The organism is Providencia alcalifaciens (assembly GCF_915403165.1).
In the GTDB taxonomy this organism is placed as follows: Bacteria; Pseudomonadota; Gammaproteobacteria; order Enterobacterales; family Enterobacteriaceae; genus Providencia; species Providencia alcalifaciens_C.
In genome coordinates, this window is record NZ_OU659204.1 from 2,036,144 (window position 1) to 2,052,152 (window position 16,009).

Consider the following 16,009-nt stretch of genomic DNA (forward strand, 5'->3'; position numbering starts at 1 on the left):
CATAAATATTGTGTCATGAATATTCAGTGAACATTATGGTTTTTTTATAAAAGAGGCTTTTGTCCACGCTGCCACCAGCGTAATAATAGCTTATCCGCACTCTCTGCCGCACTACTGGTAAAGCGCTCTACCATTTTCTTGCTCATCACAAAACGGATGCTGATAATCTCTTTAGTTTCGATTGCGTTAATGATCAAATCATCACTAACACCAATTTGGTCAACTAGACCTTTCTCTAGAGCTTGCGTTCCATACCAATACTCACCAGTTGCCACCGCTCCAATATCAAGGGATGGGCGATTTTGATGGACAAAATCTTTAAACAGTTCGTGAGTTGAATTCAGATCTTCAACAAATTTCTTACGCCCCTGCTCTGTATTTTCGCCGAGCATTGTCAGAGTACGTTTATATTCCCCGGCCGTGTGCAGTTCCACATCCACATCGTGCTTTTTCAATAAGCGGTGAATATTCGGAACCTGAGCGACAACGCCAATAGAACCTATAATAGAAAACGGTGCCGCAACAATTTTATTCGCGATACACGCCATCATATAGCCGCCACTTGCTGCGACTTTATCAACTGCAATTGTTAACGGAATATTTTTCTCTTTCAATCGCATTAACTGAGAAGCCGCTAAGCCATAGCCATGGACTAAACCACCTGGGCTTTCTAAACGTAATAAAACTTCATCTTGCTGATCTGCAACTGCAAGAATTGCACTGATTTCTTCGCGTAAAGAGCTGACTTCACGGGCATCCATGCTGCCTTTAAAGTCTAAGACATATAAGCAAGGCTTTTTGACGGCAGTTTGCCCCATTTTCGCCCCTGCTTTTTCATTTTTAGACTTCGCTTTTTCCTGCTTTTTAAACGCCTTTGACCACGCTTTTTGCTCAGAGTCATTCATTTTGATCTGCTGCATTTGACGTTGGCGTTCACGGTAACTTTCACCTAAATCAGTAATTTTTAACGCGCCTTTACTTCCTTGACGTCTCATACCTACGCCAAATACAAATACTGCAATCACAGCAATGGCTACCACAATGGTGACCACTTTTGCTAAAAACAGTCCGTACAAAGAGAAATACTCCACAAGTTGATCCTTCTAATATTTAACGCTAATAAAAAAATGATCGCATGATTGTTCGCAAACAACCAGTAAAAAAACTGTTATCAATAACCACAGACATGAAACAAATGTGGTAAATTGCCCTCCCGTGCAATCTACGCGATGATAACCCTCAACGCGACTTATGACGATAGGAAAAATTATGCTTCATTATCAGCCTAGACAAGATCTTTTAAAGGGTAAAACTATCTTAATTACCGGTGCTACCGACGGGATTGGTCAAGAAGCAGCATTAACGTATGCACGCTTTGGCGCATCCGTCATTTTATTAGGTCGTAACCTGCAAAAATTAGATACAGTTAAACAGCAAATTATTGATTCTACCAGTGCATCCGTAGAAACCTATGTAATTGATTTGCTGACTGCGACAGAGGAAACTTGCCAAGCTATCGCCGACGATATTGCAAAACAACATCCTTATTTAGATGGTGTATTACATAGCGCTGGCTTGCTAGGAAATATCGCACCAATCAGTGAGCAACCCACTCAACTCTGGCATGACGTCATGCAAGTTAACGTGAATGCGGGCTTTATGCTCACACAAGCATTACTCCCTTTATTAGAAAAAGCGCCTCGGGCATCGCTGATTTTCACCAGTTCAAGCGTAGGTAAACAAGGACGCGCTAATTGGGGCGTTTATGCCGTTTCAAAATTTGCGACTGAAGGTTTAATGCAAGTCTTAGCCGATGAATATCAAGGCACTGGATTACGCATTAACTGCATTAACCCGGGACGCACTCGTACCGCTATGCGTGCAGGCGCAGCACCTGGTGAAGATCCAATGACACTAAAAACACCTGCCGATATCATGCCGACTTATCTATACTTAATGGGTGATGATAGCGCCGAGCAAACAGGAACCAGCGTAGACGCTCAGCCCAATTTAAAACCGATTAAAGCTTAAAATCGACTGAAACGGAGCGAACCATGAGCCAAGACCGACACGAAGAACGTCAACAACGTTTAAAGCAAAAAGTGGATGAGCGAATTGAAGCAGCCCAGCTGGAGCGCGGGATCCTGATTGTCTTCACTGGCAATGGAAAAGGAAAAACGACGGCAGCATTTGGCACCGCTTGTCGCGCTGTCGGTCATGGCAAAAAAGTAGCGGTTGTCCAGTTTATTAAAGGCGGTTGGAATAATGGCGAGCGCAATCTTTTAGAGCCTCACGGCGTCCCCTTTTATGTAATGTCCACTGGATTTACTTGGGAAACGCAAAACAAGCAGACTGACACACAAGCTTGCCTTGAAACTTGGCAACATGCAGTGGAATTATTGCAAGACCCTCAATACGACTTGGTGATCCTCGACGAGCTGACCTACATGGTCAGTTACCATTATCTTCCTCTTGCTGAAGTAATGAATGCATTAAGTTGCCGCCCTGAAAATCAATCAGTCATTATTACGGGTCGAGGATGCCACCGTGATCTGTTGGAGTTTGCCGATACGGTGACAGAAATGCGCCCTGTTAAACATGCCTTTGATGCGGGGATCAAAGCGCAAGAAGGGATTGATTGGTAGCCTTTGGCAACATGCTATTTCGGTGCCACATCCAGTTTTAAAACTCCAGCACTAAAAATGGCGGCGGTTTGCGACAAGAATTGCAAATATTTTTGTCGCTCCTCAAGACAATTATCCCCAGTATCCCATTGGCTATAGAGCTCCGCCATATTCGATACGGCTACATGGTATTGATTATAAAAGTTCTGTTTTTTTTCTGGATCAGCGGATCCTCGATAAGCTTGGATCAGAGCGTTTACTTTCATCGCGTACTGTTGGATTTGCTGATCTTCAAAAACAGGGAGTGTGACAGGATAGTCAAATGTTAAACTCACCGTATTGTTTTGTACTGGCTTATTTTGATGCACAACCAGTTGCATTATTTGCTTATCATCCGAAGAAATCTCCGTAATGAGTTCAGAATAAGAAAAACATTTTGTTTTTATTTTACTAACGGTCGTTAGTGAATTTAATTCATCAGGGATCCGTGTTCCGACCGGGTAATCACAGTTGAATACGTTATTATCAATAATGATATCATCACTACTCTCAACTCTCCCTTTTACTCGATAATCACCAACAGTTAATTCCTGTATGGCTTGATTATGAATAGAAGGAATTCCATTATTACCGTATACAAAACTGTAGGAATAATAAAGATGCTCTTGGGGATTTAATATCCCACCTTTATTGCCTGGGTAAACCATAAAATAAATGATTTTCCCTTCTTCGGTTGTCATGGAATGTAAGCCTTGCTTTAAATATAGGCTACCCACTGACGCTTTCGGGATCACCGTCAGTTTGTTATCAATAAAAAAAGAATAATTTTCCGACGAGTCATTACTAAAAAAGAAACGCCCACTTTCAGAAGTATGTGGTTGATAAACATCACAACTTGTTATGCCAAAACTCAATAGTGCTGCATATTTTGCCGACTTTGCACATAACATAAACATTAAAGCCTTTTATTGTTTCATTATGATAAAAATAGATCAGATGGACGAGTTGTACAATATAAAAGCCACATAATGTGACAGACACCTTATAAACTCTTGATTAGCGTATTTTAAGTTTTAAATATCGAAATAACAAAAAAATAAAAGTAATCAGTGGTACAACCCAACCTATTTTACTTTATCTTTTTCTAGTCAAAAAAAGATGCTCAATAAATAATAATTTAAGATTAGGTTAATTTATTTATATTATCCAAGTGAGTTTTTTCTGAATTAAGTCAAATTAACTATAATAAATCGATTGTTAAATGAGTGAAAATTGAATGAGTTAATAATTAAAATATTCAAAAAGAATGGCTGATTATTTCGCTAATCTATTTAACTGAAATAAAAAAGGCTATGGAAAATACCATAACCTTTATTTTGAAGCATTCAAATAACGTTATACGATTAGATTCGAGTACGACGTTTAGAGGTTGGGCGTGAAGTTTGGCGCTTCGCAGCTGGGCGAGAGGCTACTTGAGTGTGACGTTTCACCGCGCGGCGAATTTGGTTAGCTTTGAGTCGACGTTGATCACGCTCAACTGCAACTTTACTTTCAGTTTCAACAGACAAACCAACTAACTCTCTTAAATAGTTAGTTTGCTCTAAACCTAGTTCAGTCCAACCACCTCGTGGTAAACCTTTTGGTAAATCAATATCTCCGTAGCGAACACGGATAAGGCGGCTCACTTGCACACCAACAGCTTCCCATAGGCGACGAACTTCGCGGTTACGTCCCTCAGTTAATGTCACGTTATACCATTGGTTCATTCCCTCACCACCACGGAATGAAACCGTTTTAAATGAGGCTGGACCATCTTCTAATTGGACGCCCATGGTTAACTGGCGAATTTTTGCATCCGTGATTTCACCGAATACGCGTACTGCATATTCACGCTCAACTTCACGGCTTGGATGCATTAAACGGTTGGCTAATTCACCATCCGTCGTGAATAATAGTAATCCGCTGGTATTCACATCCAAACGCCCCACAGCAATCCAACGTGCTCCGGTTAATTTTGGTAAACGTGTAAACACGGTTGGACGACCTTCCGGGTCATGGCGTGTACACAATTCCCCTTCAGGTTTGTAATATGCCATCACGCGGCAAATTTCTTTTTCTGGCTCTTTTATCGCTAAAATACGACCATCAAGACGAATTTTAGTTGATGATGTAACTTCAACACGATCACCCAATGTGGCCATTTTACCATCAACACTAATGCGGCCTTCTTTCAATAAGCCTTCGATTTCTCGGCGGGAGCCATGCCCTGAACGGGCAAGAATTTTTTGTAACTTTTCAGTTTGTTGCGGTTTAGAACTCATGAGATCCTCAGCTGTCGCCTTCACAGGCGTCAAATAGCTTTTTGCGCTATAAAAACAAGTCTCGCTCAATTAACAAGTCTTGCGTAATCGGCAAAAAGTGATGAATTTGAAAACCTGCGCATTATACACAGGTTTATTGTGATCCCCTATGACTAATCTTCTTCCCAGAAAGAATGAATCTTCCAGGAAAATGGGCTTATTCAAATGGGGTTGGGTCGCCAGTTCCGACACGGGCGACTACGGGTGTGTCATCAGTAAAATCAATTACCGTGGTTGGTTTTTGCCCGATGTAACCACCGTGGATCACTAAGTCCACTTGTTTATCCAGTAAATCGCGGATCTCTTCTGGGTCTGATTGGGTAAAATCATCTCCCGGTAAAATTAAACTGGTGGACATGAGTGGCTCACCCACAGCTTCCAGTAAATCGCGAGCAATTGGGTTTGATGGCACGCGTAACCCAATGGTTTTACGCTTTTCGTTCATCAAACGACGGGGCACTTCTTTGGTGGCTTTTAAAATAAATGTGTAGTTACCCGGTGTATTATTTTTGATTAAACGAAAAACAGTGTTATCCACATGGGCATAATTAGACAGTTCGGATAGATCACGGCACATCAAGGTAAAATTATGGTTCGCATCCAATTTACGGATACGGCAAATACGTTCTAGGGCATTTTTATCTTCTAAGCGACAACCAATGGCATAACCTGAATCGGTCGGGTAGACGACAACCCCGCCTTTATTCAGGATTTCAACGCTTTGGCTAATTAGCCTTGCCTGAGGGTTGTCCGGATGGATATAAAAAAACTGGCTCATAGTGACCTCTATAGTTGAGTATCGACAGCATCATCCGGTGAACGACCTAAAAATGGCACTATCTATCTATTCTTACAAAACACAACGGCCACAATAATACCTTTATCAAATAATATTGTGACTCAATAAAATAATTTATATACAGGCTATTTTACACCCAAACCGTGATCCATCAACGAATTAGGTCATATTCTTACAAACTAGGGGGTTATTCGCCCCTCAATTCACTTTATCCCACAGGGTCCAAACGGCTCGATCATCATCAGGGAGCCATAAATTACGCCCTAACTCAATCCACGAACAAGGGCGATGGAAGTCTGACCCAACAGAAGTTTTCAAATCGGCCTCTTGCGCCAACTCCCCTAAAAATCGCTTCTCATTTGCCGGTTGCTGGCAATGAGAAATTTCCATCGCATCCCCTTCGCAGGCTTTAAAGTGATCGATCAGGCGTCTTAGCCATTTATTCGATAATTGATATTTTGATGGATGTGCTAGAACCGCTACACCGCCAGATTGATGAATGGCATCCACAGCTTCTTGGATGCTGCACCACTGCGCTGGCACATAGCCGGTTTTTCCTTTCGCCAGATAGCGCTTAAACACATTATTGATGGTTTTCTCTTTGCCAATTTTGACAATATACTGCGCAAAATGGGCGCGAGTAACCTGTCCACCGCCCGACATCGCTTGAGCATTTTCCCACGCATCCTCAATCCCCGCCTTTTGCAAGCGACGACCTATCTCAATTCCGCGTTCTAAACGGCGTTGTGACTGCTGAGTGAGTAACGTTTCCATCGCAGGATGGCTAGGTGAAAAATTCAGCCCAACAATATGAATTTCAATGTTTTCCCACAGGGTAGAAATTTCAACCCCGTTCACTAATGTTAATGGCCGTGGATTATCAGTAAGATACGCTTTGGCGGCAATTAAGCCATCACAAGTATCATGATCCGTAATTGATAAAATATTCACACCCATTGCTATCGCACGTTCGACTAACTCAGCGGGAGGCAATTCTCCATCTGATGCATTCGTATGGCTATGTAAGTCATAGCGAGTCATTATTGGCGTCGAATCTTGCGACATAGTGTTACCTTCTCCCTTTCGACTTAACGAAAATTAAAAATAAATACAAACTGCTATTGACATAAATCACGCGATCCAGTTTACTAGTACGCAAGATTGATTGTATTCAAAAGAATTTAGTATTCAAAAGCATTTAAAACTTAATTTGTTTATCCAGTGAGGCATGTATGACTGTTTTCAATTTATCAAATCGTTGGTGGCGCGACTTCCCAAATTGGGCGGAAGCCGCACGCGCATAAATTGTTAATGCCTCAGTGCCGAACCCGCCCTCAACCAGCGGGTTTTTTTACGTCTAAAATTAGCTTAAGGCAGCAAAATGAACAAACAAAACACCACATTAGCACATTTTAATCATCTGGATAGCCCAATTAACTATCAACCGGATCCTACGTTGTTATTTAATCACCTGTGCCAGAATAAAGCCGCTACCATGCTGTTAGAATCGGCTGAAGTCAACAACAAAGCCAATTTACAAAGCCTATTAATCATCGACAGCGCATTACGTATCCGTGCCTTTGGTCAACGGGTTGAAATTGAAGCGTTAACTGAAAATGGCCAAGCCCTATTACCTTTAATTAATGCGCAATTAGCAGAGAAAGCGATTTCTCGCGATTTAACCACAAACCATCTGACCGTCATCTTTGCACAACCAGAAAGCCAATTAGATGAAGATAGCCGTTTAAAAAGCGCATCTTGTTTAGATGTATTACGCGCATTGCCAGCACTTGCACAAGCCCACTTCCCGAGACCCGAAATCCTGTTTATGGGCGGTTTATTTGCCTATGACTTAGTGGCAAATTTTGAAGCATTACCGGAAGTGACTGCCACAAACCAATGCCCTGATTTCTGTTTTTTTGTCGCAGAACACTATTTAGTGATCGATCATCAGAACCAAGCCGCACGCTTAAAAAGCCTGTTATTTACCGCAGATACCCACATCGTTGCACAAGTACAGCAGCATCATAGCGAAATTATCGTCGCGTGCCGTCCTTACTTACCGGCATTACCTCTGGGTGAACAAGGCAACTTCAGCGTTACTATCAATAAAAACGATGAAGAATATGGCCATGTCGTCAATACCTTAAAAGAAGCCATCTACCGCGGTGATATTTTCCAAGTCGTCCCGTCACGCAAATTCAGTATGCCATGTGCTCAACCGCTGATTGCCTATCAAAAACTTAAGGCGCAAAACCCAAGCCCGTACATGTTCTATATGCAAGACAACGATTTCACCCTGTTTGGCGCTTCGCCTGAAAGCGCATTGAAATACAACAAACAAACTCGTGTGGTTGAAATCTACCCAATTGCAGGTACTCGTCCTCGTGGACGCAATGCGCAAGGAAATATCGACTTAGATTTAGATAGCCGCATTGAATTAGCCATGCGTACCGATGAAAAAGAGCTGGCAGAACACATTATGTTGGTGGACTTAGCCCGTAATGATTTAGCGCGAATTTGTGAAGCTGGTAGCCGCTATGTTGCCAATCTGACCAAAGTTGACCGTTACTCTTTTGTGATGCACTTAGTTTCCCACGTTGTTGGCACTTTACGCAGCGACTTAGATGTTTTCCATGCTTATCAAGCGTGTATGAATATGGGGACATTAACAGGCGCGCCAAAAGTCAAAGCGATGCAACTGATCGCGGAATGCGAAAAAGAACGCAGAGGCTCCTACGGCGGCGCAGTGGGTTACTTTAATGGTAAAGGGGATTTTGATACCTGCATCGTTATTCGTTCCGCGTATGTCGAAAACGGCATTGCCACCGTTCAAGCTGGCGGCGGCGTTGTCCTCGACTCTTCTCCACAAGGTGAAGCCGACGAAACTCGTAATAAAGCCCGCGCAGTGATCCGCGCCATTGCCCAAGCCCACCAAGTTGAGGAGTTATTTTAATGGCTAATATCTTACTACTCGATAACGTCGACTCCTTCACTTACAACCTGGTCGACCAATTACGCGCCAGCGGTCATCATGTGGTGATCTACCGCAACACCGTTACTGCGGCACATGTTTTATCCGTATTGAATCAGCTCGATGATGCAATTTTAGTCCTTTCACCGGGTCCAGGAAAACCCAGTGATGCGGGCTGTATGCCGGAAGTACTTAAATCGGTAATAGGCACCATTCCAGTGATTGGTATCTGCTTAGGGCATCAAGCCATTGTTGAAGCTTATGGCGGAACAGTTTCCCCTGCGGGTGAAATTTTACACGGTAAAGCATCAATGGCGACCCACGATGAGCAAGCCATGTTTGCAGGCTTAGAAAACCCTATATCAGTGGCTCGCTATCACTCTTTAGTGGGTAGCCAAATCCCTGAATCATTAACCATTTGCGCACAATCCAATGGCATGGTCATGGCGGTACGCAATGATGAACAGCGAGTGTGTGGATTCCAGTTTCACCCCGAATCCATCTTAACCACCCAAGGAAAATTGTTGTTAGAAAATACGGTGGCATGGGCGCTTTCTTCCCCCAACAAAACAACATCACATTCGCACTAATGGGACACAGAGAGCCAATCATGCAAAACATTTACGATAAATTATTTAAGGCGCAAGCGTTAACTCAGCAAGAGAGCCAATATTTATTTAACGCCATTATTCAAGGTGAACTCACAGAGCCCCAACTAGCCGCCGTCTTAATCAGCATGAAAATGCGTGGCGAACAACCACAAGAAATTGCAGGTGCTGCACTAGCATGCTTAGAAAATGCCCAACCTTTCCCACGCCCTGACTATCAATTCAGTGATATTGTCGGCACAGGAGGAGACGGTGCGAACAGTATTAATATTTCGACCGCCAGCGCGTTTGTCGCGGCAGAATGCGGGATCAAAGTCGCGAAACACGGCAATCGCAGCGTTTCCAGTCGCTCAGGTTCATCGGATCTGCTCGCCGCCTTTGGCATTGCCTTAGATTTAAGCGCTCAAAGTGCCCGTGATGCATTAGACGAATTAGGCTTATGTTTCTTATTTGCCCCGCAATATCACAGTGGATTCCGCCATGCCGCGCCTGTACGTAGCCAATTAAAAACCCGTACTTTATTTAATGTACTGGGCCCATTAATTAACCCAGCGCGCCCACCGTTAGCCTTAGTGGGCGTGTATCAAGATTCATTGGTTGAACCGGTCGCAAAAACCATGCAAATGCTTGGGTTTACCCGCGCGGCTGTGGTACATAGTGGAGGGATGGATGAAGTTTCACTTCATGCACCAACCCATGTTGCCGAATTAAAAAATGGGGAAGTTCAACAATATACTCTAACGGCTGAAGATTTTGGCTTAGCACCTTATCAACTGAAAGATTTGGAAGGCGGTACCCCAGATGAAAACCGTTTTCTACTGACACAATTATTACAAGGTCATGGTCAAGCGGCTCATGAGGCGGCTGTCGCCGCAAATGTCGCCATGTTATTACGCATTAATGGTTACGAAGATTTAAAAGAAAACAGCGAGCACGCACTCAGTATTATTCGTAGCGGCAAAGCATTTGGCCGCGTTCTGGCACTAGCTGCAAGGGAGCACTAAGATGAAAGGCACTGTATTACAAAAGATTGTGGATGATAAATTTGCCTATTTAGTGGAGCGCAAACAGCGTCAACCACTGGCAAGTTTTCAATCAAAAGTGCAACCTGCGCAACGAAATTTCTACTCAGCTCTACAAGCTAAGCGCCCAGTGTTTATTTTAGAGTGCAAAAAAGCCTCTCCATCGAAGGGGCTTATCCGTGAAGATTTCGATCCTGCGGTGATTGCAGGCTTGTATGCCCCTTATGCTTCTGCGATTTCAGTTTTGACTGATGAAAAATATTTCCAAGGCAAAATGGATTATCTGACCATCGTCAGCAACACCGTGAAACAGCCTGTTCTGTGCAAAGATTTTATCGTTGACCCTTATCAGATTTACCTTGCTCGCTATTACCAAGCGGATGCCATTTTACTCATGCTGTCCGTATTAAATGATGAACAATATCTTACCCTTGCCGATGTTGCACACCAACTGAACATGGGCGTACTCACTGAGGTGAGCAACGACGAAGAGCTGGAACGTGCCATAACATTGAAAGCCAAAGTGGTTGGGATCAACAACCGCGACCTGCGTGATATGTCCATCGATTTAAATCGTACGCGTCAGCTTGCTCCGCGTTTACCGGCAGGAACCGTGGTCATCAGCGAGTCAGGCATTCTTCAACATCAACATATTCAAAGCCTTGCGGATGTAGCTAACGGCTTCTTAATTGGTAGCGCCCTGATGGAGCAAGCGGACTTACCTCAAGCACTGCGTAACCTGCTGATTGGTGAGCATAAAGTGTGTGGATTAACCCGTGAGCACGATGCTAAAGCCGCATTTACCGCAGGAGCCAATTTTGGTGGACTGATTTTTGCTGAAAAATCTCCTCGTAAAGTGACACTGTCACAGGCAAGGCAAATTATTCATGCTGCGCCGCTTAAATTTGTGGGAGTTTTCCGTAATCAATCCGTAGATTTTGTAGCGCATATTGCCCAACAATTGGCGTTGCATGCGGTTCAGCTACACGGTGATGAAGATAATACTTACATGGCACAATTACGTGAAATGTTGCCAGCACACTGCCATATTTGGAAAGCGCTGAATATGGCTGATAGCCAAATCGCCGATTATGACCCTGCGTTAATTGATTTGCTGCTATTAGATAACGGTGCTGGCGGTACAGGAAAAACCTTTGATTGGTCATCAATACCAACAAATAGTGGCCACAAACTGATGGTGGCTGGCGGACTTAGCCCTGAAAACTGCCAACAAGCCGCCCAACTCGTCTGCAATGGGCTTGATTTTAACTCTGGCATTGAAGTCGAACCGGGTATTAAATCCGAACAAAAATTAAACCAAGTCTTTGATGCATTGAAATCAGCCCGTATGGCGATTTAGCACAAAGCCATATCAATCATACTGAACATATAAACTTAAAATGGATAATAAATAATGAGCAAATTAGACCCCTATTTCGGTGAGTTTGGTGGGCAATATGTCCCAGAAATTTTGATCCCAGCATTGAACCAGCTAGAAGATGCCTTTATTGACGCACAAAATGATCCGGCGTTCCTAACGGAATTCCATGACCTACTTAAAAACTATGCGGGGCGTCCAACTGCATTAACCCTGTGCCGCAACCTGACGGCGGGTACTAAAACTAAGCTTTATTTAAAGCGCGAAGATTTACTCCACGGTGGCGCACACAAAACCAACCAGGTGTTGGGGCAAGCATTGCTCGCCAAACGGATGGGTAAAAATGAAATTATCGCTGAAACCGGAGCGGGTCAGCACGGTGTTGCTACTGCCCTAGCTTGCGCCTTATTAAATATGAAGTGCCGCATCTACATGGGTGCAAAAGACGTTGAGCGTCAATCGCCAAACGTGTTTCGTATGAAGCTAATGGGCGCAGAAGTGATCCCTGTACATAGCGGCTCTGCAACCTTAAAAGATGCTTGTAACGAAGCACTAAGAGACTGGTCTGGCAGTTATGAAACCGCGCACTATTTATTAGGGACTGCGGCGGGCCCTCACCCATATCCGACTATTGTGCGTGAATTTCAACGCATGATCGGCGATGAAGCAAAACAGCAAATCTTAGAAAGAGAGGGTCGTTTACCTGATGCGGTGATCGCCTGCATCGGTGGCGGTTCCAATGCTATCGGTATGTTCGCTTCATTTATTCCTGAAGAAAGCGTCGGGTTAATTGGTGTTGAGCCTGCAGGTCTCGGTATTGAGTCTGGGCAACACGGAGCACCGTTAAAACATGGCCGTGTTGGAATTTATTTCGGCATGAAATCCCCAATGATGCAAACCTCTGAAGGGCAGATTGAAGAGTCTTACTCCATTTCCGCAGGGTTAGATTTCCCCTCTGTGGGACCTCAACATGCACACTTAAACAGTATTGGTCGTGCTGAATATGTTTCGATTACCGATGATGAGGCGCTAAACGTCTTTAAATTGCTATCACGCAAAGAAGGGATTATTCCTGCATTAGAGTCATCTCATGCATTGGCTTACGCTCTCAAAATGGCAGAGCAAAATCCAAATAAAGAGCAGTTGTTAATTGTCAATTTATCCGGTCGTGGTGATAAAGACATTTTTACAGTACATGATATTTTGACTAGCAAAGGGGAAATCTAATGACGCGTTATACTCAACTTTTTCAGCGTTTAAACCAACAAAACCAAGGTGCTTTTGTTCCCTTTGTCACGTTAGGTGACCCTGATGCTGAGCTTTCTTTAAAAATTGTCGATGCATTAATTGCAGGTGGTGCGGATGCCTTAGAGATTGGCATCCCCTTCTCTGACCCTTTAGCGGATGGTCCGACAATTCAAAATGCCAATTTGCGTGCCTTTAAAAGCGATATTACACCGACGTTATGCTTCGAGTTATTAGCGCGTATTCGAGCCAAACACCCTGATATGCCGATAGGCTTATTGGTGTACGCTAACTTAGTTTTCACCAATGGGATCGACCATTTTTATCAGCGTTGCCAACAGGCTGGCGTAGATTCCGTTTTAGTTGCCGATGTGCCAATGCGTGAATCAAAGCCATTTCGTGAATCAGCCATCGCCCACGGTATCGCCCCTATCTTTATTTGCCCACCTAATGGGGATGACGCACTGCTAAAAGAGATTGGAGAACATAGCCAAGGTTATACTTATTTACTCTCTCGAGCGGGTGTCACTGGCACAGAGCAGCGAGCGCAAATGCCATTAACCCATTTAGTGAGCAAATTAACCCAATATGGCGCAGCACCTGCACTTCAAGGATTTGGTATTTCAGAGCCAGCTCAAGTGACTGAAGCAATTCGTAATGGTGCTGCGGGGGCAATATCGGGTTCCGCTGTGGTAAAAATCATTGAAAATAATCTGCAACGTCCACAAGAGATGCTCAGTAAATTAACGGAGTTTGTAGCAAATATGAAAGCCGCCACACAAAAATAGTTACCTTAATTTATTTTCTTCATTGTGTCAGAAAGCCATCCATATTTTGATGGCTTTTTTATTTCAAATAGCCATTAACGTATTCAATTGTTTCTGTCAAATTTCCACTTCACGGATAATATTTAAAATATATTAGGTAACGTCATTCAGACTAATTTAGTTTAAATATCTATCTTGGTATTTAATTATAGAATTAAATTTTCACTCTAATTATTGGTCTTTTTTGAAATTGTAAACTCAATGTTAAATAAAATATACATAATTTAACATTGAGTTCTCTGCTCATTATATTCTTTATTCTCTAAAAACGAAAAATCCGGGAATATATTCCCGGATTTCTTTACTGCTTTCTAATCCATTAGCTAGCAAGAATAAACTTGCTTAAGTCCTTAAAAAATTAGAAGCGGTAACCCACGCCAAACATAAATACAAATGGGTCTAAACGAGTATCAACTTTAACACGGTCTTCACCAGCTTTGAATTTAACGTCAGTGTCAATATTCATCCACCAAACAGAGGCGTTTAACATCCAGTTTTCATCAAGCATGTAGTCCATACCTGCTTGCGCTGCAAAGCCCCAAGAGCTTGACAGGTCTAGGTCAGACAGACCTGCTTCTTTACCAGTGCTATTAAATTTCTCATCAAAGAAGAAGGTATAGTTCAGACCTGCACCTAAATAAGGACGCAGTTTATCTTCTTTGCCACCGAAGTAATATTGAGCCATCAGAGTTGGTGGTAAGTGTTTAACTGTTGCGATATTTCCTGTTGGGCCTGTACCAACTTTATGCTCAAAAGGAGTCGCTGCTAATAATTCCACACCAATATTATCGGTGATCATATAACCGAAAGTTAAACCTAATTGGGTATTATTATTTGCATCAAAATGACCTAAATTTGCATCGCCTAATTTAACGTCATCGCCACCAACATTTGGTCTTACCGTTGCCGTACCTGCACGGAATAAAAAGTCGCCAGCTTCATGAGCAAATGAAGCCGCTGGAGCTAAAGTTGCAGCAGCCAATACAAGCGCAGTGAGTTTTTTCATTGTCAATCCCATTCCTATGTTTATTATTTAGCAAAATATAGCCTATTCTTAAATTTAATATTCAAATCAAGATCACATCTTTTGCTAATTTATATATTTCGTAATAAAGCTGAGTTTATTATTCCATTACTAATTTTTTCTATTTTGATTTGAATCAATTTTGATGAAATAACTATTAAAATAAGAAATGATTTTATATTAATGGCTAATTAAACCACCATTTAAATATATATTTAAAATACACCTTTAAGATTATTCTTTATTAATAGTGATACACTCATTTATTGAGTAGCACACCTATTTAGGCTAACTCCCAGACTTTTCTTATCTTTCTCTACCTATACGTCCGATACTCAGTTACAATCACCGTCAAATTTTTATTCCGTTTGTAGATAGGAGCAGTTACATGTCCATTTCGGCCAACTCACTCTTTCGTGATAGCATCAACTTTTTTAAAAACCAGTTGAATGGCCTCTTCACCATTGTGTTAATCGCCACCGCAATCAGCGTGATTGTCTACGCAATGTTAATTCCTAATGAACGGATGATTGGCGTGTTACTTGAAGCGCAGAACCAGCTACTTGAAGCGGGTAATGCCGGGTTACAGAATTGGGTACTGAACTTACCTGAAGACGAGAAAAACAGCATTCTGCGTGTGTCTGTGGGCTTGATTTTATCCGTAGCATTGGGAAGTTTGGTGCTGATGTGCGGTGTGCTCTCTTATATCGCCAACTTATCTCGCGGTGAAGCCGTGAACGGGACTCAAGCATTGGTTTCATCATTACCTAAAGCCCCTGCGATGTTCCTGTTGCTGATTATCTGTTCGTTATTAATTCAGCTGGGTATCACCCTGATGGTACTTCCTGGCCTGATTTTGGCGATTGGCTTTTCTCTTGCCCCTGCTATTTTAATGAATGAAAAAGTAAATCCATTTAATGCCATGGGCAGAAGCTGGAAGCTGGCGTTTGCCAATTGGCGTATCGCGGCTCCAATGATTTTAATTTGGATGGCAACGCAAATGTTAGTGAGTATGCTGTTAAGTAGCCTGCAACTGAATCATATTGTGGTCAATGGGATTTCATTCCTGATCAACAACATGATTGCCGCTTTTGCCTTAATTTACTTTTTCCGTTTGTACATGCTGAGCAGCAAAAACGCATAAATAT

At 42.7% G+C, this 16,009-nt stretch carries 15 protein-coding genes and 1 other annotated feature; of the genes, 9 read left to right on the forward strand and 6 right to left on the reverse strand.

The window, feature by feature from the left end; translation table 11 throughout:
• Window positions 1-44 precede the first annotated feature (44 nt).
• Window positions 45-1,091 (reverse strand): protease SohB, encoded by a 1,047-nt coding sequence (gene sohB, locus LDO73_RS09375; protein ID WP_224057654.1) that lies wholly within the window; start codon window positions 1,089-1,091, stop codon window positions 45-47.
• 178 nt (window positions 1,092-1,269) lie between these two features.
• On the opposite strand from sohB, the gene LDO73_RS09380 reads away from it, so the two are divergent.
• The gene (locus LDO73_RS09380; RefSeq protein ID WP_224057655.1) at window positions 1,270-2,031 is read left to right on the forward strand and encodes a YciK family oxidoreductase; all 762 of its coding nucleotides are present in this window, start codon (window positions 1,270-1,272) and stop codon (window positions 2,029-2,031) included.
• 23 nt (window positions 2,032-2,054) lie between these two features.
• The gene (gene cobO, locus LDO73_RS09385) at window positions 2,055-2,645 is read left to right on the forward strand and encodes a cob(I)yrinic acid a,c-diamide adenosyltransferase (protein ID WP_224057656.1); all 591 of its coding nucleotides are present in this window, start codon (window positions 2,055-2,057) and stop codon (window positions 2,643-2,645) included.
• Window positions 2,646-2,659: 14 nt separating this feature from the next.
• Here cobO and LDO73_RS09390 read toward each other — a convergent pair whose 3' ends face one another.
• The 4 genes from LDO73_RS09390 to rnm all read right to left on the reverse strand — a co-directional run bounded on the left by LDO73_RS09390 (window position 2,660) and on the right by rnm (window position 6,848).
• Entirely contained in the window at window positions 2,660-3,574 is a 915-nt protein-coding gene (locus LDO73_RS09390) for a hypothetical protein (RefSeq protein WP_224057657.1), read from the reverse strand.
• A gap of 453 nt (window positions 3,575-4,027) precedes the next feature.
• Window positions 4,028-4,945, reverse strand: coding sequence for a 23S rRNA pseudouridine(2605) synthase RluB (gene rluB, locus LDO73_RS09395; protein ID WP_224057658.1), 918 nt, complete (start codon window positions 4,943-4,945; stop codon window positions 4,028-4,030).
• Window positions 4,946-5,141: 196 nt separating this feature from the next.
• A complete protein-coding gene (locus tag LDO73_RS09400) occupies window positions 5,142-5,762 on the reverse strand; it encodes an L-threonylcarbamoyladenylate synthase (protein WP_224057659.1) in 621 nt (206 codons plus the stop codon).
• Window positions 5,763-5,981: 219 nt separating this feature from the next.
• Window positions 5,982-6,848, reverse strand: coding sequence for an RNase RNM (rnm, locus tag LDO73_RS09405; RefSeq protein WP_224057660.1), 867 nt, complete (start codon window positions 6,846-6,848; stop codon window positions 5,982-5,984).
• A gap of 188 nt (window positions 6,849-7,036) precedes the next feature.
• Window positions 7,037-7,138, forward strand: a sequence feature (Trp leader region).
• A 26-nt stretch (window positions 7,139-7,164) separates the two neighbouring features.
• Here rnm and LDO73_RS09410 point away from each other — a divergent pair.
• The 6 genes from LDO73_RS09410 to trpA are packed head-to-tail and all read left to right on the forward strand — an operon-like array spanning window position 7,165 to window position 13,798.
• Window positions 7,165-8,739: an anthranilate synthase component 1 gene (locus LDO73_RS09410; protein ID WP_224057661.1), complete on the forward strand. Its 1,575-nt coding sequence runs from the start codon at window positions 7,165-7,167 to the stop codon at window positions 8,737-8,739.
• A complete protein-coding gene (locus LDO73_RS09415; RefSeq protein WP_224057662.1) occupies window positions 8,739-9,347 on the forward strand; it encodes a glutamine amidotransferase-related protein in 609 nt (202 codons plus the stop codon). The genes LDO73_RS09410 and LDO73_RS09415 overlap by 1 nt, the downstream gene beginning before the upstream one ends.
• 20 nt (window positions 9,348-9,367) lie before the next feature.
• Window positions 9,368-10,369 (forward strand): anthranilate phosphoribosyltransferase, encoded by a 1,002-nt coding sequence (trpD, locus tag LDO73_RS09420; protein WP_224057663.1) that lies wholly within the window; start codon window positions 9,368-9,370, stop codon window positions 10,367-10,369.
• A gap of 1 nt (window position 10,370) precedes the next feature.
• Window positions 10,371-11,747: a bifunctional indole-3-glycerol-phosphate synthase TrpC/phosphoribosylanthranilate isomerase TrpF gene (gene trpCF, locus LDO73_RS09425; protein ID WP_224057664.1), complete on the forward strand. Its 1,377-nt coding sequence runs from the start codon at window positions 10,371-10,373 to the stop codon at window positions 11,745-11,747.
• Window positions 11,748-11,801: 54 nt separating this feature from the next.
• Complete coding sequence (trpB, locus tag LDO73_RS09430) at window positions 11,802-12,992, forward strand: tryptophan synthase subunit beta (protein ID WP_224057665.1); 1,191 nt, start codon at window positions 11,802-11,804, stop codon at window positions 12,990-12,992.
• A complete protein-coding gene (gene trpA, locus LDO73_RS09435; RefSeq protein WP_224057666.1) occupies window positions 12,992-13,798 on the forward strand; it encodes a tryptophan synthase subunit alpha in 807 nt (268 codons plus the stop codon). The genes trpB and trpA overlap by 1 nt, the downstream gene beginning before the upstream one ends.
• Before the next feature lie 397 nt (window positions 13,799-14,195).
• Here trpA and ompW read toward each other — a convergent pair whose 3' ends face one another.
• On the reverse strand, window positions 14,196-14,843 hold the full coding sequence (gene ompW / locus LDO73_RS09440; protein WP_224057667.1) for an outer membrane protein OmpW: 648 nt from the start codon (window positions 14,841-14,843) through the stop codon (window positions 14,196-14,198).
• Between the two features lie 406 nt (window positions 14,844-15,249).
• Here ompW and LDO73_RS09445 point away from each other — a divergent pair, with 406 nt between their 5' ends.
• Window positions 15,250-16,005 (forward strand): YciC family protein, encoded by a 756-nt coding sequence (locus LDO73_RS09445; protein WP_224057668.1) that lies wholly within the window; start codon window positions 15,250-15,252, stop codon window positions 16,003-16,005.
• Window positions 16,006-16,009 lie beyond the last annotated feature (4 nt).